Annotated in this window: 1 protein-coding gene (only partly in view); it reads right to left on the minus strand. The window is 74.0% G+C overall.

Window positions 1-24,324, minus strand: part of the annotated coding region (locus tag ABEB12_RS35860) for a rhomboid family intramembrane serine protease (protein WP_345703437.1) (this coding region is incomplete at its 3' end). The annotated region is longer than the window, extending 25,044 nt past the left edge and 21,391 nt past the right edge; 24,324 of its 70,759 annotated nt are in view.

Raw genomic sequence — 24,324 nt, forward strand, 5'->3', positions numbered from 1 at the left:
CCAGCAGCTCGAGCCCGTCGGGGAACAGGCGCGCCCAGTCCCCGCGCAGGGTCACGTGCCGCAGGAACAGCTGCCCGTCGACCGGCCGGAACTCGCCCAGCTCGCCATGCTCGACGGCGTGTGCCAGCGCGGCGAACACCACCTCGCCGTGCGCCGGACCGGCCCAGCCGGCCGGCGCCGCCCACGGTGTGTTCAGCGCGCGCAGCCGGCGCAGCAGGCTGGCCAGGTTGCCGCCGTGCCGGGTGGGCGCCCAGCCCTCCAGCAGCGTCGGCCGTTCCCCGCCCTGGCCGGGCATGGTCAGCATCGGGCGTCCCCGCACCGTGAGCGGGCTCAGCCCGGCGGCCAGCGCGGCCGGGTCCACCGTCGGCCCCTCGGCCGCGCGGGTCTCGCGCAGCCGGCGCAGCGCGGCCGGTGCGGACTCCGCGTCGAGTGCTGGCGCGCCGGACAGCAGGGCGAAGTCCCGGCGCTGATGTAGGTCGGCGGCGTCGAAAGACCGGTGGGTGGCGGCATCGATCACCAGCCAGTCGCCGATCCGGACGTAGACCAGGCCCTCCGGCACGTAGATCTTGTGGGCGCGCGCCTCGGCGACCAGCCGGTCGTGCAGCCCGTCCATGATCAGCAGGCCACGCAGGCCGGCCGGCGGCTCCGCCAGACCGGCCCAGGCGGCCAACCCGGCCCGGCCCAGCACCCGGGTCACCCGGCTCGCCGCGGCGGCCGCCCGGATCGCCCGCTCCTGCTCCGGCCGCAGCGGTTCCTGATCGGCCTGGGTGATCCACAGGCCGAACACCGGCAGCGCCGGGTTCAGCTCGGGCAGGTAGCCGCGGTGCGGGTCCACCGGGTCGAACCCGGGCATCGCGGCCCGGGCCGCGCGCAGCGTCGCCAACCAGGCCGAGGCCGCCGCCTCCCACTCGCGCTTGCTGCCGAACAAGGTCAGTGCGGGGCCGTCCCCGCTGGTCGCAAGGCCGGCGGCCGCGTCGGTCAGTGCGCCGGACCACAGCGCGGCGGCGTCCACCCCGGTGAGCCGCCCGGCGGCGACGTGCCCGGCCAGCTCCTCCTGCCGCGCCCAGGTGGTGAACGCGACTCCGGCCTCGGCCACCGGCACGTCGAGGTCCCGCCAGCCGTAGACGAACGCCTCGTCCAGCGCAGCGGCCACCTCGGCCAGGCCGGCACCGCCCAATTCGTTGTCCCCGGCCAGCTCGGCCAGCGCCAGCCGCTCGTCCAGCACCAGCAGCCCCGGCACGCTCGGGTGCGTGGTGAAAAGGTGCGCGACCCTGGGCAGCACCCGGCGCAGCGCCTCGGGCGGACCGCGCGGCCCGATGCCGGGCACCAGCGCGGCGGCCACCAGCGCGTGGCCGGCGGAACCGCCGCCGAGCAGCGTGGCGGTCAACCCGCCAAGCAGCGCCACGGCGAGCACGGCGGTCACCACCCGGAAGAAGAACCTGAGGCCGCCGAGCAGCACCCGGTCGTCGGCGGACAGCCGGACCTCACCGATGACCTGCCGGCCGTTGACCCGGGTCACACCGGTGCCGGTGAGCGCGCGCAGGTACCAGCCATCCGGGCGGCGCTCGATCCGGGCGTGCTGGCCGGCGAGCGTCGGCTCCTGGATGGCCAGGCCGCCAACCCGGCCGTAACCGGCCGCCAGGCCGCCGAACGGGTCCCGGCCGACGATCATGGTGTCGGCGTCGATCGGGTACTGGCCCGGGTCGTCGGCGTGGTCCAGCCGCGCGGAACCGGTCACCCCGACAGTGGTGGCCGCCGCCTCCAGCCGCCCGGCCAGCCGCAGGAACTCGGTGGTCTCGTCCCGGGTGTACGGGCTGTCGTAGCCGGGCTCCTGGCCGCGCGCCATCTCCTCGGCCAGCACGGTGATCAGGCGGTCGACCCGGGTGTCGGTAAGGCCGGCCACGGCCGGGCCGAACATCGCCGCGCCGAGCAGTACCCCATGGCCGCCGGGGAGCACCCCGGACAGCCCGGCCAGAGCGAGCACCACCAACATCGCCGGCAGGCCCAACCGGACCAGCAGCTCCCGGGTACCCTGCCGCAGGGGTCCCGGCCCCAGCGCCGACGTCACCGGGTCGGCGGCGCCCCACGGGCTGACATCACCGAGAACCACGCCGGCCAGCTCACCGGCATCGGTGAACACGAACGCGCCCGGCTCGGCGGCCGCCCCGGCCAGCCCGATGTGCAGCTCGCCACCGAGCCCGCCGACCACCAGCCCGGGTACCCAGATCGCCCGGTCGCTGCGCCGCACGATGGGCCAGACCCGCTCCCACGCCGGGTACGCGAAGGAGCGGTGCGTCGGGGGCGGCTCGACGAACGGGTACTGCGGGTTGCGGTGCCACAGCCGCACCCACACCCGCTGGCCCACCCGCACCGAGTCGGCCAGCGCGGCCCGCCCGGCCGGCACCTCCGCCGGCGTTTCCGACTTGCTGAACCGCACGGCGGACAACGACGCGCCGTCCGGTTCGACCCGGACCGTGGCGTACCGCCGGCCGAGTTTGGTCAGCCCGGCGGGGTCGGCCACGGTGAGATTCACCCGCTCGCCGAGCCAGAACCCGGCGGTGGGCACCGTGCTATAGAGCAGCCCGGCGCGCGACGCCACCTCGTCCAGCGCCGCCGGGTCGGCCGGCGCACCGAACGCCGGGTATAGGTTGAGCAGCTCCCGGATGTACCCGTCGCGCAGGATGACCAGCTCCCACTCGACGTCGGAGAGGCCGGGCAGCACGATCCGGTGCACCTCGACGGCGTGCGTACCGTCCTCGGCCACGCTGGCGACCGGGTCGCTCCGGTACCCGGACCACGCGGAGGCGAGCGCGGCCAGCAGTTGCCGCTCGCTCACCGGGTGCTCGACCCAGAACTCCGCCGCGCGGGCCAGCGCCCGCAGCACGGTGCTCAGCGGGGTGCGCTCGTCGGTGGTGAGCAGGTAACGGCCGGTGATGCGCAGCGGCTCGCCGTCCTCCGCCGGCGGTAGCTGGAGGCCGAGCAGCGCCGCCTCCTTGTAGTAGTCCAGGAACGCGGCCTCCGCGCCGGTGCCGGTGGTCCACGCCGGGTCGAGCAGACCGACCCGGCGGCGGTCCGGCCTGAGCAGCAGCTGGTTCGGCCGGCGCCGCACGGCCTGCTCCACCGCGACCCACGTGCCGAGCCTGACCACGTCCCCGGCCGCGTCACCGGTCGGGAGCAGCGCCCGGACCAGCGCCTCGGTGGCCGCCATTTCGCCGCCGGCCGTATGGGCGTCGCCGAGCGTCAGCTCCGCGACGATCGCGTCGGTGACCAGCCGGCGCGCTAGGGCCAGCTCGGCGACGGCCGCTTCGGGGTCTATCGGCAGCCAGGTCAACCAGTCCGCGGCCAGCCGGCCGGCGGCGGCGTGCGCGGCCAGCTCGGTCATCCTCGGCTCGGTGAGGTGGACGGTGACCTCACCGCCGGCCGCCGGGATGGCGATCGGGTCGGCCAGCTCGGCGACGTCCCGTGCGTGCCGGTCGGCGGCCTTGATCAGCTCCGCGACCCGGTGCGGCACCGCGTGCTTGCCGAACGCCTTGCGGTCCAGGTCCTCCGGGTCAGTGACCCCATGGCCGGCGACCCCGGCCTCGCGCAGCCAGTGCGCGCGCAGCGGATCGAGCAGCCCGTCGGCCGAAACCACTCGGACGTCCGGCCGGCGCGCGACCTTCGGCAGCCGCCGCGGCGCGGACTTCCTCGTCGCCTTCGCGCCGGGCAGGACCGCGCGCAGGGCGGCCATCGGGTCCGTCCCGATACCGTCTCGGGCCAGGCGTCGGGAGTCTTGCAGTTCTTGCGCCAGCGCGACCTCGACCTGCTCGCGGGTGCGGCCGTCCAGGGTCGCGGCCCCGTTCACCCGGAAGGCCACCTCGTAGGCCAGCACCCGGTCCAGGTAGGCGGGGCGCATCCGGTCGGCGGCGATGTGTCCGAGGATCTCCGCCACTCGCTGGTCCAGCAGGTACACCGTCTCGTCCACGGTGTAGGCGACGACGTCGTCGAGCACGTTGGCCCAGTTGCCGTAGTGGGTCGGGAGACTGCGGCGGCCGTATCCGTGACCGTCCCCCCTGGTCGGAATGCGCGCCAGCACACTGGCCAGCGAGACCACCTCGACCCGCGCCGCGACCTTCGGCAGCGCGTGTGTGAACCCGCCGACTCGGGACGCTCGCCGCAGGCCCTGCTCCAGCCGCCGCGCGTACAGACCGATATCGCTGAGCGCCAGCGGTCCGTTGTTGGGCTTGCCCGCCTCGGTGCCGGACGCCGCGCCGCGCAGGTGCCGGGACCGCGGCGAAGCGATCGACGGCACCAGTTCGGTGGCGATCTCCCATGCGGCGTGCAGGATCAACAATCCGACGCCGAAGCCGATGACCGGGTCGGCGTAGCGGGCGGTGAGCCCGAGCAGCCCGGCCAGCGCGCCACCGGTGAGTTCGGCGAGTGCCCTGCTGCCCAGCCCGATGCTTGCGGCGGCGATGATCCCCACGCTGGCCAGTGCGTCCGCCGTGGCGTGCTCGCCCTCGTGCTCGAGCTCGGGCACGCCCCACCGGCCACCGGCCCACGTGCGGATCTTGGCGATCCCGAGATTGGCGGCCAGCCCGATCCCGGCGACCAGCAGCACACCCGGTCCGGCGAGTGGCGCGGGGTGGACCAGGTGCTCGCGCGACTCGTAGAACACCCAGCCGGCCGAAGCGACCATCGAGGCGACGATGAACCAGCTCGCGGTCTTGGAGGCCCGCTTGGTGTTCAGCCAGAACCCGATGACCATCGGGAGCGCCGGGGCGACATCACCCAGGTTGTGCAGGATATCGCCCTCGACCGCGGCGCTGTTCAACCGCAACCCGTCGGCCACCCTGGACTGCGACCAGACGGTGGCCAGCAGCGCCAGCGCGGTTCCCGAGGTGACCACCGTGGCCCACCACTTCGCCCCGGACGACAACCGCTGGTGCTCGCCCGCGAGCTCGTCGTCGTTCTCGGGATGCCCGAAGTGGGACGCCCAGAACGCGGCGACCCAGCGCGCTCCGATGACCAGGCCCACCAGCCCGGCGGCGAACAGTGCCCAATGCGTCAGCGGGGTGCCGGCCAGCGTTGGCGAGGGCAGCAGCAGCGCAACCGCGACCACCTCGGTCGCCGTAAGCACCGCCAGCCCGCGCCACAGCACGGTCTGGCCCGGCCAGCCGGTGCGGCTCTTCGGGATCAGCATCGGGATCGGTGCCGACGGGTCCGCCGACGCTGTCAAGCCGTCGAGGGCCGCCGGGCTGGCCGGGTGCGCCGGGCCGCCGCCAGAGGTGCCCGGGGTGCCGGGACCGGCTGGACCAGCGGGGCCGGCGGGGCCGGCGCGGCGGTTGATCACCCAGCGGAGCAGCTTGGGCGTCATGCCGATGGCGATCGCCACGGCGGCGGCGACCCGGAAGTCGACGCCGCCCAGCAGCAGCACCGCGCCGGTGGCCGCACCCACCGAGGTGCCCGCCGTGAAGCCCCGCACGATGAAGGTGTTGATCACCGCGAGCGAGGACAGCGTCACCCACACCAGGTGCGGCGACTGCAGCCACATCAGGCTGGACGCGGCCAGGATCATCACGCCGTCGTCGAACCATCCGGTGAGGTTCGGGCCCGGCATCCGGTAGTTGGGGTCACCCTTGCCGGCGATCTCCCGCCAGTACGCGTGCCACGCCTGGTAGCCGATCGCCGCCGCCATCGAGGTGATCGAGACCAGCGCGAGCAGGTGCGGCAGGCTGCCCGCCGTGGCGGCTGCCAGGAACCCGCCGCCACGGCCGACCGGCAGCGCCAGCCTGATCAGCCAGGACCAGTGGCTCAGGTCGAACAGGGTCAGCGCGAGGAACCTGGTCCAGCGCCGCGCCGGGTTGTTCTTGCTGCGCAGCGGTTCGCTGTCCGCCCAGGCCACCCGGTGCAGGTAGCCGCCATAGATGAACCCGACGTGGGAAAGCGCGAAGCCTACCGTCTCGATCGCGGCCCAGGCCAGGTACGGCGCGCCCGGGATGTTGGCGTGCACGCTCATCACGAAGGTGATCAGCCGCGCGGCCAGCAGCCCGATCATCAGCGATGGGGTGGCCGCCAGCAGCCGCAGCCACGGCGAGGCCTGCAGCGCGCCGATGTAGCCGCGCAGGAGCATCGCCATGTTGCTGGTGTACGGCGAGATCTGCCCGCGCAGCAGCCCGATGCCCACCGCGAGCCCGGTGACCAGCCCGGTCGCCGCGCCGATCGCTGTCCGGGCGAAGCTCCTGGTGAGCCAGCCGGCGATCCGGTTCGGCCCGATCCGCGCGATCCCCGCCAGCGCGGTGAACCCGAGCATGGCGCCGGTTACCGCCCCGAGGAACGTGTGCGGCCCGGCGGTGAGCCAGATGTTGGCCAGCCCGTAGGTGGCCAGACCCACGTTGTCCAGGTTCCGGCCGACGATCTCGGCGACCTTGCCGTAGCCGGTGTAGCGGGGCCACAGGCCGAACTCGTCGTGCAGCGCGTGCCGGACCTGCTCGAGCAGGCCCAGCGTCATCATGACCATCGACCAGAGCACGACCCCGCTGGCCACGGAGGCGTACGGGTCGGCCATGGCCAGGTAGGCGACGAACATGCTTGCGCCGGTGGTGAACACGCTGAGCGCGGTGAACCGGATGACCCGGCGCGCCAGGCTGTCCCTGGTCGCGTCCCGGGCCGGATCGCCGGCGGCCGCCGAGCGCGGGATCGTCGAGCCGATCAGGAACCCGGCGTGTGCGGTGATGAACGCCGCGTTCACCCAGAACCCGAGGGTGTCCGGTGCCCAGGCCAGCGGGGTGCTGTTGTTCAGGTTCACCAGCCAGGTAGCGGAGAGGATCACCGGGATCGCCCCGGTCACCACCGGACCCACCCGCTTCGACCACGGGGTGTCCGCGAACACACCCAGCGCGCCCCGGGTCAAATGGAACAGGTTGTTCACCCAGCCGGCGATCACCACGCCCCACCACGGGCCGCCCAGCAGGGCAAACCCGATGGCCAGGTAGCCGGCGCCCTTCACCAGTACCCGCGCCTTGCCGGTCGGGGTGGCCCAGGCGGCGCGGATCGCGTTCGCGTTGGCGTGCAGCGCGGCCCCGGCCAGGATGGCCACCTCGACGCCGAGCCCGGCGGTCTCCTGCCAGCCCATCCCGGTCAGCCGGGAGGCAAGGAAGCCGACCGCCGCGCCGGCGTATCCACCGGCCGCGAGGGTCAGCAGCCGGGTACGGCCGGACGGGCTGCCCAGCAGGCTGCGCAGCGCCGCGCGCTGTGTCGGGGTGCCGAGCCGCACGGCCAGCACCAGCGCGGCCAGCGGGAGGGCGGTCGCCGCGAACGCCACCGAGTGGTCCAGCCACAGCCGCATCAGGCCGTAGAAGGCCAGCGACTCGAACACCACCCGGCCGGCCAGTGCGGCGCGCGGGCCGACCTTGCCCCGGATGCCGCCTGTGGTCAGGTAGGCCAGGCCGAGGAACAACGTGGCCAGCGGCGCCGCCGCGACCACCGCATGCAGGCCGACCAGCTGCCAGAACAGCAGCGCCACGCCAGTGGTCAGCGCGGGGAAGCCGACCCAGCGCTTCAGCCACGCCACCCGGCTCGCCACCGCCGAGGAGAACCCGCCGAGCGCCACCACGAACAGCGCCACGTCGGCGACGGTGAAGGACCCCATCACCCAGAGCGGGAACGTGCCGAACGCGGCCCAGCCGCCGGCCGCGAGCAGCCCGTACAGGTAGTGGGCGTGCCAGGTCAGGTGCACCAGCCAGCTGCCGGCGATGACCGCCGGCCACCGGTTGAGCGGGCTCAGCACGCCGCGCACGCCGAACCCGGCGAACCCGATCGCGTCCGGCAGCACGACCACCGGCGCCACCGCGTTGCCGACCGCCGCCGCCAGCCCCAGCGCACCGGCCGCGACCACCCCGGTGGTGCGGGCCGTGTCCGCGCCGCTGGAAGCCTTGAACCGCTGCCAGCCGCGCACCGCGAGCACGGCCAGGCCGAACAGCGCCGTGGCGATGCCGCCGAACAGCAGGGCGCCCTGCCCGATGGCCAGCCACCAGGGCGGACCCCGGTTGCCCGGCCCGCCGTCCTCACCCGGGCGGGCACGCCCACCGCTGCCCGGCGACGCGGTGTCGCTCGGCTGCGGCGTCGGGTGGGACTCGCTCGGCGACGGGCCGGCGGAGGGGTTCCCGCCACCGGTCTCGCTCGGCCGGGGCGACGGCTTCCCGGGCTTCCCGGGCTTCCCGGGCTTCTCGGGCTGGCCCGGCTGACCCGGGTTGTTCGGCTGGCCCGGCTGGTTCGGGTTGCCGGGCGTGTTCGGCTGCGCCGGCTTGACGATGATCACTCGCTGGCCGCGGAAGAGCAGGTCGAAGTTGGTCGGGCTCAGGCCGGCGCGGGGGTCCTCGGCCAGGCCCGGGTTCAGCTTGGCCAGCGCCTGCCAGCCGTCCAGCCCGTGCAACGTGGCAATGCCGTCCAGCCCGGCGGCGCCGTCCTCGCGGGTGACCCGGTAGGCCTGGCCGGGTTTGACCGGCACGGCCAGTTCGGTGCCGGCCTCGATCGGCGCGTCGTCCCGTCGGGGGAGCGCGACCCCGGGGTTGGCGGCACGGAGCGCGGTGACGTCCGTCCGGTAGGCCTCGGCGATGCCGGCCAGCGAGTGCCGGCCGTCGGCGGTCAGCGCCCGATACGCCGGTTCGGGGGCCGGGCGCCGTGCCTGTGCACCGGCGACCGCCTCGCGCGCCTCGGCCGAGTGCGCCGAAGTGGCGCCGCCGAACAACGCCAGCCCGGCCAGCCCGGCCGCCGACGCGCCCCGCACCAGGTGTGCCGTCACCCGCGCCGGGCCGGCCTCTCCACGCTCTGCGGGCGGGGTCTGCCGCTCGGCCGAGTACGTGCCGTCGCCGCGCTCCGTCGTCGCTTCCCCGGGCGCCGGCGCACGGGTGAGTTCCAGGCGCTCGAGCACCTCGTCCCGGTCGTAGTAGTACTGGTAACGCGCGGTCGACTGCTCGCTGCCATCCGTCCAGCCGGCGTCGCTGACCAGCTGGATGATCTCCTCCAGGTGCCGGTCCTGTACCTCGGTCAGCTGGTAGTTGGCCCGCAGGTGGTCGGCGAGCAACATCCACCCGCCGCCCTCGGCGAGCCGCTCGGTCTCCACCGATTGCTCGTCGGCCGTGCCCGCTTCGCCGAAGAGCGCGGCGAAGGTGGTCTCGGCGAGCAGCCGCATGTTCGGCTCGCCGTCGCGGTCCATCGCGTAGGCCGCCTGGAGCAGGTGGAACAGCTCGTGCCACACCGCCACCCGCATGGCCAGCGGGACGGCGTCCGCCTCGCCCGCTGTGCCGTTGTCGACCATGCCGAGCGCACGCAGGATCTCCAGCACCTCGTCGGCACTCTGTTCGAGGTGGCTGCGGGAGATCCGGATCCGCACCGCCCAGGTGCCGTCGTCGCGCACGATCGTCTGGGTGACCATCGAGTAGAAGCCCCGCGTGCGCATGCTCCAGGCGTCGCCGAGGCCGGACTTCACCACGCTCAGCTCGCGGGCACCGGGCAGCAGCGCGAGCGCTTCGGCCCGGGTTCCCGCCGCGACGGGCAGGTCCACGAACAGCGTGCCGAACTCGTCCACCGAGGCCTGGAACTGGGCGCCGATCGGGGTTGCCGGGTCGACCCGGGTGCGGGTGGGCGCCGCGGCGCGGGCGAACACCTCGGCCAGCCGGGCGGCCAGCTCTACCACCGGGGCCGGGACCAGCCGTACCAGGCCCAGGCGCGGCCGGGACGACTTCGCCGGCCGCTGGCCACCGGCGGCCCTCCGGAGGTCGCCGAGGTTGCCCAGGACGTCGGCGGCCACCTTGGCCTCGAAGTCCGGGTCGGCGACGCGGCGGGCCTCGGCCAGTTGGGCGCGTACCCGGACCAGCCGCGCGCGGGCGCGCTCGGTGTCCGCCCCGGCCGGGCCGAGCCACCAGTAGTTGTGCAGCCGCAGCCGGGTCTCGGCCCTGTCCAGCAGCTCCTCGGCCGCTACCAGCGCATCCGGCGTGCCGGCGCCGGCCAGCGCCGCCGCCTGGTCGGTCAGCCGCTGGGCCGCCGCGGCCCGACGCTGCTGGCCGCCCGGCCAGCCGAACACGCCCGCCTGCAGCACGCCGGGGTGCCCGCCGGACCCGAGCGCGGCGGCCAGCACCGCCACCCCGCCGAGCAGCGCCACCGCCGCGGCCCCCCAGGCACCGGAGCCGGGCCGCTCATCCGGGCGCCCGATCCGAGCACGCAGGGCATCGGCCTCGGCCCCCACCTGGGTGGCGATGGCGCGGGTGTTCTTGGCCGCGCGCCGGTTCCGCTCCGCCATCTCGGGACTGGAGCTGTAGTAGACGGCCTGGTACACGGACCGAAGCGCCTGCAGCTCGAGGCGTTCCTGCTCAATGACCAGTTCATCGATCCAGCGTCGCGCCGCGTCCTCATCGACAATCTCACTCAGCTCGACGACCCACTCACGCCATTCTTTGTCCCAGCGCACCGTATGACGGGTGAAGGGTGTTCCCGGAATGAATACCAATTCACCTTCGCCCTGGCTCGCGGATAGCGCGGAGATATCGACCCCGTGCGTCGAGTCGATTTCCCACCGCAACGGCGCCCAGTAAAGGCGGTCCTTCTTGGTTGTGCTGATGAAGGCGGGCTCGGTCACGACCTCTAGCTGCTCGTATCGCGAGACCACGTCTTCTGGGCGGGTCGGGTAAGAAATGCGGACATGCCTGCGAACCTTTCCCGGAGAGGGTGGGAGCTGGTTCAGGCCGGAAATAGTGACCCGGAAATATGCGGCATGTTCCGCGAGGGTAGCCGCATCGCTCTGGTATGCGGCCTGATTGATCCAGACCATTTCGCTGGTGGTGTACGCGTAGACGCCGACGAGGTCTTCCTCCGGAATTCCCTGGAGCCGGGGGCTCATGGCGATCTGCCGCCGGATACGGGCTGCCCACTCCTCGTAACGTGGATTGTCGCGGAAGGCCCTTCGGTCGGCCTCGGTCGACCGGAACCCGAAGTCGCGCGGGTGGCCGGCGGTGATCCCCGGGATGACCGCCGCGGCCGCCACAGCGCCACCGGAGTCGGCCATCGCCAGGACCAGGCCCACCCCGAGCACCCCGCCGAGCAGCGCCACCAGGGCGCCCGGCTGGAGGCCGCGCAGCCAGGTCAGCGCTCGCTGCCACCGGGCAGGTGGCGCCCGGGCATGGGCGATGCTCGGCCGCTGCCCGGCGCCCGCCTCGACCCGTCGCTCGACGGCGTCGGCGCTGCCGTGCGGTCCGGCCGGGTCCGCACCCGGCGTGTCCGCCGGGCCCGAGTCACCAGCGGGCCGGCCACCCGAGCCCAGCCCGGCGGCGGTACCACCCGAACCACCCTGGCCCCGGTCATCGTCATCGGTCGGCGTCTCGCCGGCCTGGATGACCAGCGCCTCGTCCCGTTTCTGGTCGATCCTTACGGCGAGCTCGGCCACGTCGGCGGCCAGCTCCGGGTCGTTGCCCGCGCGAGGCAGCAGTGCCTGGGCGTCACGCAGGTAGTCGCCGAGGTAGCCGTCCAGCACCTCCAGTACCTGATCCACGGAGCCCGGCCGCATCATGCCGTCGAACTCCTCGAGCATCGACTCCGCGAACATCAGCGACTCACGGATCCGGTCGGCCGCCTCGGCCTGCTCGGCCTGCTCCGCCGAGGGCTGGGCGGCGGCGCGTGCTTCGCCGGCCTCCGCCGCCCGGGCCAGCGCCAGCTCCACCGCCGCCGGGTGGGCGTTCACCGGCACCACCGGCAGAACCACGACGGTGGCGTTGTCCTTGCTTCCCGCGTCCAGCGCGTGCTGGACCCAGTGGCCGGCGGCCGCGGCCGGATCGGTGAACGCCAGCGCCAGACCGTCGGTGAGCTGCGTGCCGTGGTCGGTGTCGGTCCGGGTCAGGTGCGGGACCAGGGCGTCGGTGGTACCGACCAGCACGCCCGGCCCGTGCAGCAGGAAGGTGACCAGCGAGGGTTCCTGGAGATCACCCACCGCCCTGTCCGGCTGGGCCTTCCCGGTCTGCGGGTCGATGCGCACGTGGTCCTCGGTGAGCTGCACCGCGCCGTCCGGGGTGACCAGGTAGAACCGGCTGTCCCCGATCCAGCCCACGGTCACCCAGGTCTGGTCGCCGTTGCGGGTGATCAGCACGGCCGCCCAGGTGGCGAAGGACTGGCCGACCAGGTCGACCGCCTCGCCCTCGGCGGCCAGGATCGCCTCGCTCATCCGCCGCTCGGCCTCGGCGGTGGCGACCGGGCCGCCACCGAGCAGCAGCCGCACATTGACCTCGGCCACCACCTGTGCGAACTCGGCGGAGTCGGCCTCCGCGTCGGGCGCGTTGCTCACCCCGTCCACCGCCGCAGCGGCGTACCGGCCGATGGCGAACCGATCCTGGTTGCCGCGCTTGCGGCCGGTCCGGCTGTCCGCGCCGGCGCCGAGCACACCCAGCGCCGGCAGACCGGCCGCCGAGCGCCGGCCCTCCTGGTCGGTGCCCAGGGTGACCGGCCCACCCCCGGTCTCGGCGTTGGCGCCGGCCGGCAGCGGGTGGGCCAGGTGGACCGGGGTGCCCGCGCCCAGCTCGTCGACCAACAACCGACGGGCGCCGGCGACCCCGTCCGCCTCGGTCAGCACGCGCACCCAGTTCTCGGTGATCCCGAGGTGCGCGGCCAGTTCGGCGAATGTGGCCGAGCCCCGCCCGCCCAGGTACCGGGCCACCCGGTCGATCAGGTCCCAGTCGGCCGGCGGGATGGCCGCGCCCAGCATCGCCCCGGCGGCCGGGCCGCCCAGCAGCAGCTGCGCCGCCACCAGCACCGCGGCCACACCGACCAGCACGGCCGTCCGGGCCAGGGTTCGGCGGGACGGCAGCCAACGCACGACCCGGTCACCGCTGGAGTTGTCCGGGTCGCGGACGGCGGCGCGCCAGGTGGCGACGGCGGCGGCCGCGCCGGCCACCCCGCCGGCCAGCGCCGCGTCGGCGGCCCCGGCCAGCGGCTCGAGCCCCTGGAACACGGCCAACCCGGACATGACCACCAGGAAGCCGGCGAAGCCGACGAGGCTAACCCGCCCGGTCACGTTGGCCTTGACCCTGGCGGCGGCGGTGCCCGCCGGGAACGACGTGGCCTTGAACTTGCCGCCGAGCAGGCCGGCGATCACCGCCGCCGCCGCGAACGGCCCGATGACCGTCCAGTCCAGCCCGGCCACCAGGCCGGGCCGGGCGGAGAGGCCCGCGGTGGAGGTGATCACGGTGACCGCGAGCACGGTGGCCGCCGCCGCGCTCTCGGTGGCCACGATGCCGGCCGCCAGCAGCGCCGGGATCAGCAGGAACGACCCGCTGATGCCGAACAGCCCGGTGACCGTGCCGGCACCGACGCCGATCACCACGGTGCGGGTCAGCAGCGCCCGCCGGCTCACCGGGGCCGACGTCTTCGCCGCCCCGTCCCGCCAGGCGGTGCGGATCGCGGCCACGGTCATCAGCCCGGCCAGCGCGAACTCGAGCACGCTGCGGTTCAGGGTGACCACCCCGCCGTACATCGCGGTGGGCGCACCGGCCGCGCCGAGCACGGAAATCGTCAGCCAGCCCATCGGCCGGGCGCCGCCGGGGTTGCGCCGGTCGGCGCGCAGCTTCATCACGGTCTTGGCCAGCGCGGTCGCCCCGACGATGAACATTCCGCCGGTGGCGGCGGCCTCCGGCTCCTGGCCGAACAGGTAGGTGAGCATGGGCAGCGCGGTCAGCCCGCCACCGGCGCCGAACACGGCCATCACCAGGCCGACCACCACGCCGGCCCCGGCGGCCAGCGGGTTCGGCAGCCAACCGGTGGCCCAGAACACTCCGGTCAGCCCGGTGCCGACCGCCACGACGAGCAGCGGAGAGCCCCGCCGGGTGAACCAGCCGTGCGCGCCGGGACGGGGGCCGGCCACGGCCTCGAGGCCCGCCCGCAGGTGCTTGGGCAGGGTGGCCGCCAGGGCCGCGGCGGCCAGCCCGGCACGTTCCCTCAGGTTCGTCGTCGCCCGGTGCCGGTCCTCGGCGTCCGGGCCAGCGCTGCCGCCGGTCCGAGGGGCCTGGGCACCTCGGTGCCGCCCGCCCGCGCCGAACAGCAGTGCCCGCACGCCGAGCAGGCCCGCGCCCGCCGCGATCAGCGCGGCCCCGGCGCCCAACGGCCACCACGGGGCGCCGGTGCCGGAGTCGCCGGCCGGCGGGGTGTGGCTCGTCCCCGGCGCCCCGGTCGTCCCGGACGCGCTCGGTTCCGGCTGCGGCGTGCTCGGCTTCGGCGTGCTCGGCTTCGCCGGGGTGCCCGGGTTCGCCGGGAGCTGAACGGTCCGGGTGCCGTAGCCGCCGGCCGGGATGCGCAGGCTCTGGCCGATGTGCAGCTCGTCCTCGTTCTGGTCGGCGAACGTCTCCCGGTTGGCCCGGACCAGCACCCGAGGCTCGGCGTAGCCGTACTCGGTGAACAGGCCGAACCGGGCGAGCAGCACGGTCAGCGACTCGTACCGGTAACCGGTGGCCACGGGCGGCTGGACCTCCCAGCCGCCCCCGGTGCCCTCGGGCAGCAGCAGCCAGGTGCCCGCCGGCAGCGGCGCGTCCAGCCCGCCGGACCAGTCGATGTGGGGGTTGGCCGCCTTCAGCGCGGCCAGCGTGGTGTGCACCGCGTCGATGAACCGGCGCGGGGTGTCGCCCGCCTTGGTGCGCGCCACCCGCAGGGTGACCGTCTCCGGCCGGGGCGCGGTGTGGTGCTCCGGTGCCGGGGCCGAGACGGCGCCCGGCGCGGGTGCCGGCTCCGTCGACCCGGCGACGTCCGAGCCGGACAGGGCGAACAGCCCCACCAGCACGGTCCCCGCAACGCGCACGCCGGTGTTGGCACGCAGCCGCTGCCACCACGGCGGCGCGCGTGCCGGGGCGGTGTGCTCGCTCTGCTCGGTGGCCCCCTGTGCGCCGCGCGTCTCGGGCTCGCCGGCGCCGACCCCGGTCGGGCGCTCCGCGGCCGGCCCGACCGCCGTGCCCGCACCGGTGTGGCCTGCCAGCGCGGCGAGCTCGGCTTCCAGCTCCGCGACCAGGTTGACCAGCGGGCGGCGGCCGGTGCGGGTGAGCGCGTCGTTCACCCAGTCCGCCAGCCGCCACACCACCTCGGCCGGTACGCCCCGATCCGCCATCCCGGCGAGCAGCGCCACCGCGTCGCGCAGCGCGGCCAGCTCGGTGACGTGCAGGTCGCGGGCCGGGCGGTGCACGTTGACCGGCTGGGCGAGCACCCGGTCCCGTTCGGCGGCGAATTCGTCCGCCCGCGTGCGGGCGTGCGCGGCCGCCGACCAGGCCCGTTCGTGGCCGGCCGGGTCGGCGTCCTCCTCGGTGCCGAAAGCGACCCCCTCCCGACGCTCCGCCTCCCGGGTCCACGCGCGGTGTCGCTGGTCCGCGTCGGCGGCCAGGGCGGCGTTGCGCTGGGCCAGCAGGTGGCGCAGGCCGCGCAGCACCGTGGTCAGCTGGTAGCCCGGCAGCGGGGTGTGCCGCCCGGCCTCCCGGCGCGCGGTCCAGGCCGCCGCCACGGCACCGGCCACCCGCCCGAACAGCCGGCCCCGCGCGGCGATCTCGCCCGTGCCGGCCTCGCTTGCGCCGGTCGGCTCGTCGGGGAGCGCGGCGGCGTTCGCCGGGGGGAAGGCGGTGGGCAGTTGGGCCGTGCCGATGCCCCGACCCGGCCGGGGCCGCCCCGCCAGCAATCCGTCGACCTCGGCCAGGTCCGCCTGCACGCCGCCCGCCAGCCGGTACAGCTCCGCCAGGTCGGTGACCCCCCGCAGCTGGACGAGCTGCGCCAGCAACCGGTCGTGCAGCGCGTTCGGGCGGTCGTTGCGCCAGAACGTGCGGCGCACCTTGCGCAGGCCCTCGGTGACGTCTTCGGCCAGTTCGGCGCGCAACCGGGCCAGCTCGGCCCGCTCCCGCTCCGCCTCGGCCAGCTCGGCCTCGGCCCTGGCGGCGAGCGCCTCGCGCTCCGCGTGGGCGCGCTCGGCCGCCGTGACGGCCCGGTCCAGCGCGGCGACGGCCCCGGCCAGCCCGCCCCGGCCGATGCCGCGCAGCCCGTCGTGCACCCGCGCCGCGAGCCGTTCCACCGTCTCCGCCGGCGCGCCCAGCGCGACCAGCCGGCCGAGCAGCTCGACCGCTTCGACCAGTTCCCGCTGGCCGGCGCCGGTGAGCCGTGGCGCGACCGCGTTGTTCCGGCCGAGCAGCGCGTCCAGCTCGGCCAGCGCCTCCTGGGCCGGCGTACGCAGCGGCCGTGCCCAACCGAACGCGGCAGCCAGCAGCGGCCCGGCGTCGACGCCGTGCCCAAGCACGTGCGGCAGCAGTGCCACGCCACCGAACAACGCCACACCTGCCATCGCCAGCCCGCCCGCATCCGGGCCACGCGGCCGCTCGGTGAACCGCGCCCGCAGCTCCTCCGCCGGGACCGCCAGCAGCAGCGCCCGACCTACCACCCTCGGATCCAGGTCCAACCGCTCGGCGATCTCGGAGGCGGTCAGCGCGGGCGCCTCCTGCCACAGACCGACAACCCGTGCGATGACCTGCTGGTTCGCCGCCCGCTCCACCGTGGCGCGCAGCTTGCGCTGCTCAGGCATGGTGCGCATGGGCAAATGCCACTTCTCGAGGTGATAGGCCATGGTGTTGCGCGGTACGCTGAGGTACCGGGAGATCTCCTCCAGACTCCACAGCAGGTCGCGGTACAACCGCCACCAGGTGGCCACCGGCTCGGGCAGCTGACCGAACGAGGCCGCGTTCGGCTCCAGCGTGAGCGTCGGCTCCGCCGCTGCCGGTGCCAGCGCGATCGGCAGCTGGGACGGCGCGGCTGGCAGGGTGGCCCGGTCCGCTTCGGCCAGCCGCCGCATCGCCTCCGGCCAGCTGCCGAACCGGTTGGCCACCCCGTTCGCGGTCATTGGGCCGGGTCGGGTGCTCTTCCGCCACGCCTTGTACCTGGTACTCGTCAGCGGGGCCGGCGCGACCGCGGCCTCGGCAACGGCTAGGTCCGCAAGGATCTCCTCGTCGGTCAGGTTCAGCGGCGGCAGCTCGGCGGCCCGCAGCGCCGCGTCCCAGGTCGGGTACAGGTGGTCGCGCACGTAGGCGTACGACGGCACCCACCCGGTGCGGGTCCACTCCACCGAGGTGGGCGAGCGGCCGAGCTCCACGGCGAGCTCACGCACGCCGGCCAGGAACGCCGAGTCCGAATACTGGTCCCCGTACCCACCGTCCCGCTCGGCGGCCAGCCGGTCACCGGCGATCGGGGTGCGCAGCGCGCCGGCGGCCGCCTGGTCCCGGATCGGCAGCCCCAGCCGCAGGAAGTGGCTGCGCAGTGTAGAGCTGTTGACGCCCACCTGCGCGGCGGCCACGTCGAACGGCAGCGGGGTGCCCTCCGCGCCCCAGTGCAGCCGGTACGCCTCGGTGACCTCCGCCGACGCGCCGGCCTCCGTCAGCGCCGGCAACCGGTCCAGCGGGTGCCGAGGACCGAACGGCAGCGCCATCGCCAGTGCCGGGTGGCCCGTGCCACCGGCCAGCGTCAGCACCAGCGCGATACCGCCGAGCAGCGCCACTCCTGCCACCGCCAGCCCGCCCGCGTCCGGGCCGCGCGGTCGTGCGGCGGTGTCGTCCCCGGTGCCACCCAACCGCTGGCGGACCCGGCGGACCACCGCGCGGGCGACCTGGGTCAGCAGCGCCATGACGACCGCGCCCGCCAGGTAGCCGTATGCGGCCATGGCGGCCAACCGCCATGGCCCGTGTTGGAAGGAGATCATCAGGAAGTTGACGAACTCACCGGCCCGGAACTGGTCGAGGAACGCCGTCCAGGTGATGAACGGGTTGTCCTGGCGGAAGTCCAGCAGCGGCACGGCCAGTGCGAACGGCAGCGCCGCCGCGAGCACCCCGAAGACCCGGGTTCGGGTCTCCGGCCGGACGATGGCCCGGTACCAGGCGTAGCCGATCGCGACCGGCACCGCGTAGCCCAAGGTCATCGCCCAGTCCGGCAGGCCGGCGCCGCCGAACAGCGACGACACCCAACCGACGAACGCGGCCCACACGCCGCGCGGCCAGGACACCGACTCCATGAACCGGGCCGGCCAGGCCAGCCACGAAATCTCCCGCAGCCACGAGCCCACCATGTGCCAGATCGCCGCCAACCCGGCCGACAACATCAGCAACCGGACCGCGTTGGCCACCCGCGCCAGCGCGCCCGCGACCCGCCGGGCGACGGCCCGCGCGCCCTTCGCCGAGGTGGGACCGGTGAACGCCCTCGGCAGCCACTGCCCGGCGGCCACCAACCCCAGCGCTCCGACGGCCAGGCCCGGCCCGCTCGTGACCCCCAGCACGCTCAGCGCCGCGACCGCCGCGTACGACTTCGCCCCGAGCACGAGCATCCGTGAGGCCACCGCGCTCCGGGTACCCGTTGACGCCTGGCCAGCGCCTCGCACCCGCGCGAGGGCAACGACCGCGAGCGCTCCCGAGGCGCCGACCGCGGCGGGCCACCACCAGCGCAGCGCCACCGGGCCGCCACCGAGCGCGACCTGGGCGTCGCCTGCTCCGACGGTCTCCCGGATCCAGTGCAGCTCGTTGGGCACGCTGCCGAACTCGTACCAGGTGCCGGAGTCGTCCGACACGTAGCCGGAGGTCACGCCGACCTGGACGCCGGCGGCGTTGATCATGGGGCCGCCGCTGTCGCCCTTGAACGGCGACCCGTCGAGTCCGAAGGTAACGATCCCTCCACCCGGGTTGCCCGAGGTGGCTGCGTCCACCTGCTTGACCCGCATGGCCGCCGTCTTGAGCAGCGGCGACGGCGGCGCCGACTCGCCCGGTTCGGTCCACCTGGTGCGGCCCCAGCCGTACACCTGGGTCCGCTCGTCAACCCGTGGGTTGCGCACTCCCAGCTTCAGGTAGGTGGTGTCGACCGGCTCCGCCAGACGCAACAGCGCGATGTCCGAGTAGTCGTCGGCGCGGTACACCTTCGCCACCCGGACCATCGCGCCGTGACCCCGGCGGACGTCGCCTACCCGGACGTACATCGCGCCGGCCGGCAGCGGCGGGTCGAGCGACTTGCCGGTCACCGTGGTCACGTGCTCGGCGGTCAGCACCCAGCGGGGGCCGATCAGCGAGCCGGAGCCCCACAGGTCGCGCTGGCCGGTCTGGTAGACCTGCACGCCCCACGGCGCGGAGTCCACCCGGTGGCCGTCGATGATCGCCGACGCCGGGGTCGTCGGGCCGATCAGGCCACCGACACCCAGCGCCACCAGCGCGGCGGCGATCGCGGCCACCCGCTTCAACCAGGCCGGGGGCCCGCGCCGCCAGACCGAGTACTCGAGCTTGTCCGACCGTGCCCGATCGGGCCGGCCGAACGGCAGCGCCATCGCCAGCATCGCGTGACCGCCGCCGCCGGCCAGCGCCAGCAGCAACGCCACCCCACCGAGCAGAGCCACCCCGGCCACGGCGCCGGTCGCCCCTGGTCCGGTGCGGTGCCGCAGCTCGCGGGAGAGCGGGGCGTATTCGGGTCGTTCGCGCACCCATGCGGAGTACGCCGACCAGTCCCACCCGCCGCGGGCGATGTCGGCTGTGGTCAGCTCTCGGGTGTACTCCACCGACGAGTCGGCCAGCCCGATCGCTGCCTGCACCTGCTGCCGGCGCAGCGAGCTGGCGTAGACCCGCAGCTCGAACGTCGCCTCGTTGCTGGTGTTGATCGCCGGCGAGCGTTCCTCACCCGGCGCGCCCTCGGACTTCAGGCCCCGCACGCCCTTGGCGTAGTCCCTGACCTTGCGCCGGTCTGAGTCGGTGAACGCCGCGTATCGGTCGGAGTCCCGCCGTGCCAGGGCGATCACCTGGACCCTGTTGCGGTGCAGCAGCTTCATCCAGCGGTAGACATGCGCTGGCGAGTCGAACCCGGCGCGGCTGATGTGTACGTGCAGGCCGAGGTCCCTTGCATGGGCGCCCTCGTTCCGCAGGTCGGTGAGCATGTCCCACGGGAAGTGCCGGATCGCCCACGAGTAGGACATCGGGTGGGTGACGATCTCGAAACCGTGGCCGATCGAGGTGTCGTGCACCAGGTAGCCCAGGTTTCCCAGGTGTCGGGTGACCAGCTCGATGATCTGCTCAACCGACTCCCGCTGCCTCGGGACGTTGATCTCCAGCTCAACCCCCAGATACACCGGACCCGCCCCGTGAAAGACCGGCTCTGGCCGGTGGTCGGAGGAATGGATGAGGGCGTGCTCTGTCAACCCGGTGTCGGGCGCGCTGACATCCGCCGTCAGCCCGGCGAGCTTCGCCTGGACCCGGTCGAACGCGGAGCTGATGTCGTCCTGAGGCCCGGTGCCCGCGCCCTGTTCGGCAGGCTGTTCCGCCGCCCGCTCGGCCCGGGACCCGGTGGTGTTGCTCGAGACTTCCGACCGAGCGCGGTCTGCACCAGGTGTCTGCGCCCCGTCCAGGAGCCCGCGCAACCAGCCGAAGATCCCGGCGTGCAGCAGGCCGGAGTCGGTCCCGAGCAGCGCCAGCGCGACGGCCGCACCGCCGAGCAGCGCCACCCCGGCCACCGTCAGGCCGAACCCGGCCTCGAGACCACCGGAGTCCGTGCCGTTGGCGGGACCGGAGCTGTCGCTGTTCGTTCGGTGTACCAGCACCTCACGTCCGTCACCGAGCGGAGCACCTGGTGGCACAGGGCTTCCGTTGGCGTCGAGCAGCCGCAGCCGGGGATCGGCCCGTACCAGGTTGGCGAACTGGGTGAGGATGACCCGGCTACCGGCACGCTCAGCGAGGTCGGCGAGCGTGCCGCGGTCGCGGGTGCCCAGCAGCGCCCGGGGTGTCTGCTGGCGAAGTTTCCCCAGCGCGTCGGTCAGGCCCTCGCTGAACCAGCGGACGCCCTGGTTCGGATCCAAGCGCAAGAAGATGCCGAACTCCTCGAGCGCCTCGCGGTAAGCCTCGGGGAAGTTCGGGTTCGAGTTGTTCAGGTGGGCGAGCCACAGTTTGGTCTGCTCCCGCAGGAAGTAGACGTCCTCGTCGCCCTGCCGGCGGACGATGACCAGCTGCCAGCCCTTCGCTTTGACGTTCTTCGTCAGGCGGCCGTTCATGCGGTGACGCACCGTCCCCGCGGTCAGTCCGAGCGCCCGGACCAGCTCACGCTGGGTGATCCCGTTTGGCTCGGCGGCGGCGATAGCCCTGAGCAGCGTTTCGGTCCAGCGCAGCCGGACGTCGGACTCGATGCCGGGGGTGGATGGTTCGGGGCGAGTTGAGGAACGTGGTACGTACACGTTGCGGGGACGGAATGGGTTGTTCGGTAGCGCGTAGACAGCCCGCAGCGTGGTACCGATCTCGCCCGTGAGGGGCGAGTCACCGACGAGGACCACGGAGCTCGTGAACAACTCGGCGAGCCTGCCGAGCAGACGACGGCCTTCGATGTACGGATACGACTCTGGGTCGCGTAGCGCACGCAGGAGCTCAACGGTGTGTGCGGGAAGGAAGTAGAGGCGTTCCCATCGACTCGCGTCCGAGCGGGCGTTGGGCATCCAGTAGACGAGCTTCCACTCCACGAACATGGTGAACGCCTGTCGGATGGCGTCAAGGCTTTCCAACTCGAGCCGGCCCGCGATCTCGTGGACGCCGACCGGGTCGGTAGGAGCAGTGCCCTTCTCGGTGACGGCGGGGACCTCCTCGAGAGCTGCCCAGAGCGAACCCTTCGGGAAGACGCCGGCCAGCGCCGGCCCGGCGTGCCCGCCACCAACCAGCGCCAGCGCGACGGCCACCCCGCCGATCAGCACCACCCCGGCCACGGCGGCAGCACCGCCCCCGCGCAACCATCGCCACGGGCTGGTCGGCCGGCGGTCGGATCCGCTGTCGAGCTGGAATCGGACGTGCCGCTGCATCCTGGCCAGGCCGATCCCGTCACCGGGCTGGAGCAGCCGCTGTTCATCGCGCCCGAGGATCGTGCCATTCAGGTAGGTGGCGTACTTGGATCCCTTGTCGCGCACGACCCACCCGGCGCCGTCGAGATGGCGAATCTCCGCGTGCCAGCGGGAGATCCGCGGCGAGTCATGGATGTGGACAGTGTTGTCCGATGCGCGCCCGATCGAGTAGATCTGGCCGGGCTCCAGTTTGATCTTCTTGCCCGACTCGGGGAATTCCAGCGCGGCCGAGCGCCCGGTGGTGTCGACCAGACCGAAGTCGTCGAGGCTGGACACGACGCGGGAGACACCTTTGTCGTTGGTCCAGTCGATGCGGGTGTTCGCGAAGATCGAGCGCTGCAGGCGCAGTGACGCTTCGTTGCCGGTGAGGACGTCGGCGTTGATCCGCGCGAAACCGAGCTGGGGCAGCCGCTCGCGCAGCTCGCGGTACAGGGCAGTGCCCACTCCTCCGCCCTGCCAGTCGTCCACGACGGCGATCTCGACATACCCGGCCACCCGAGTCCGCCCCCAGAACCAGACGATGCCGATCGTCCGCCACTGGTCAGCACCACCGTCGGGAGCCTCGGCCACCCACGCGACGTTCTTCTGCCCGTCGACGTGCAACGCCAGGTCTTGGATCTCGTCCACGGGCCGGTCGCGGTGCAGCCAGTTGCGCCGGCTGGCTTCGGACATGCCGCGGTAAAGTTCCCCGATCGCCGGGCCGTCCCGCTGGGTCATCTCCCGAATCCGGAACGGCAACGCCATGGCCAGCGCCGGCCCGGCGTGCGCCCCACCGAGCAGCGCCAACGCCCCGCCGATCAGCGCCACGCCCGCCAACGCCATGCCCACCGTCAGGGCGTCGGCACCGCCGTTCGTGGCGCGCTTGACCAACGCCCCGGCGCGGTTCTGCAGCAGGATGTCGCGCCCGGCGTACAGCGGATTGGTGTCGGCCTGGTCGCTGCTGGTGATCGCGTCGAAGCCGTACAGCGTCGCCCACACGCCGAGGTCGTGCTCGATGAGCTCGGCGGCCGCGGTGTGGGGGAGGGCGAGCAGGTCGGCCGCGCGCAGCGCCTCGGTGTCGTCGAAGTGGATCTCGGCGGCGTCCGGGTGCAGGTAGGCGACGATAACCGTGCCGGGCTCGGCGGAGCCCTCGTCCTTCGTGTACAGCCCGCTGGCACGGTCCGGGTTGGTGGTGAAGTTGGTGCCGCTGCCGCTCAGCACGTCACCGTGCCCGACGAAGGGCTTCTCGCCGGTGCGGAACCGCTCGGCGTGCTGTTCGGCGTTGGGCCCGTTGAGGCCGCGGTAGTACGTCACGTACCCGGCGGCGGCCAGCCGGTCCGCCTCGGCGGCGTCGACCGGGGTCGGCCGGCCGGCGAAGCCCTGCGCCGCCCAGATCGCCCGGACCCGATCGGCGTAGTCGGGGACGGCGAGGAACTCCGCCAGCTCCTCCTCCGACCACTGGGCCAGCCCGGCGCGCCGCCCGGCCGGCACCGCGGCGGTCAGGTGAGCGCGCAGCGCGTCGGTCAGCTCGGTCAGCAGCGCCGGAGCCTGCCCGAACTCGGCGTCGGCGAACAGCCGCGCCGGGAAGTCCGGGGCGAGCCGTCTGGCCGCGACCAGATCGTTGATCGTGCGCGCCCAGTAGGCCGGGACGAGGGTCACACCGTCCGGGGCGTGCTCGGGGTGCCGGGCGGTGAATGCAACGGTCGGGTCTCCCATGAGGCTGCCGACGACCACGACCGTCTCCGGGGCGCCGGCCAGCACCGGCAGCCCGGTCTCGCCGCGCGCCCGCGACAAGATCCGTCCCAGCCGACGCAGAGCCTGCTGGGCGGACCAAGTGTCGGTCGCCCCGAGGGTCAGCATCGTGGCGGTGGCGTCCTCGAAGGTGACCCGGTGAACCACCGGCGCCCCGGCCGGGATCTCCGGCCGCTGCCCGAACGGCAGCGTCATCGCCAGCATCGGGTGCCCCGCGCCACCGACCAGTCCCAGTGCCAGCGCCACTCCGCCGGCCAGCGCGACCACAACAGCCCCGGCGGAAGTGAACGGATTGCGCCCACCGGTCCAGCGGACCTGGTCGAGGAACGCCTTGAGCAGCCCCGGCCTGGTCTCGGTCACGCCGACCCCGAGCCGCGCGGGCGTGACGATCCCGGTCAGGTAGGTGTCAGGTCCGGCGGCCGGAACGGACGGCTCGTGCTTGGCCGGCAGAGCGCGGGCAAACCGCATGTACTCCTGAACCAGTTCGGGGGAGACCTCCGCGACGCCGTGGTAGCCGGGAATTGACGCGACGAACCCGCTCAGCCCGCCGGGCACCGCCGGCGTCCCGTCGGCGCTGACCAGCCTGGTCCCGCCGTCCGGCGTCGGCTCGGCCCGCAGTCCGTTCAGCCAGCGGGTCGGGGCGCGCGTGAGAGAAGGCAGCGGCACGGTCACCCGCAGCAGGCCGTTGCCCTGCCGCTGCTCCCGGGCCGTCGCCGGGAACAGCC

The sequence above is a fragment of the Actinospineispora eucalypti genome (assembly GCF_039543365.1).
Taxonomy (GTDB): Bacteria; Actinomycetota; Actinomycetes; order Mycobacteriales; family Pseudonocardiaceae; genus Pseudonocardia; species Pseudonocardia eucalypti.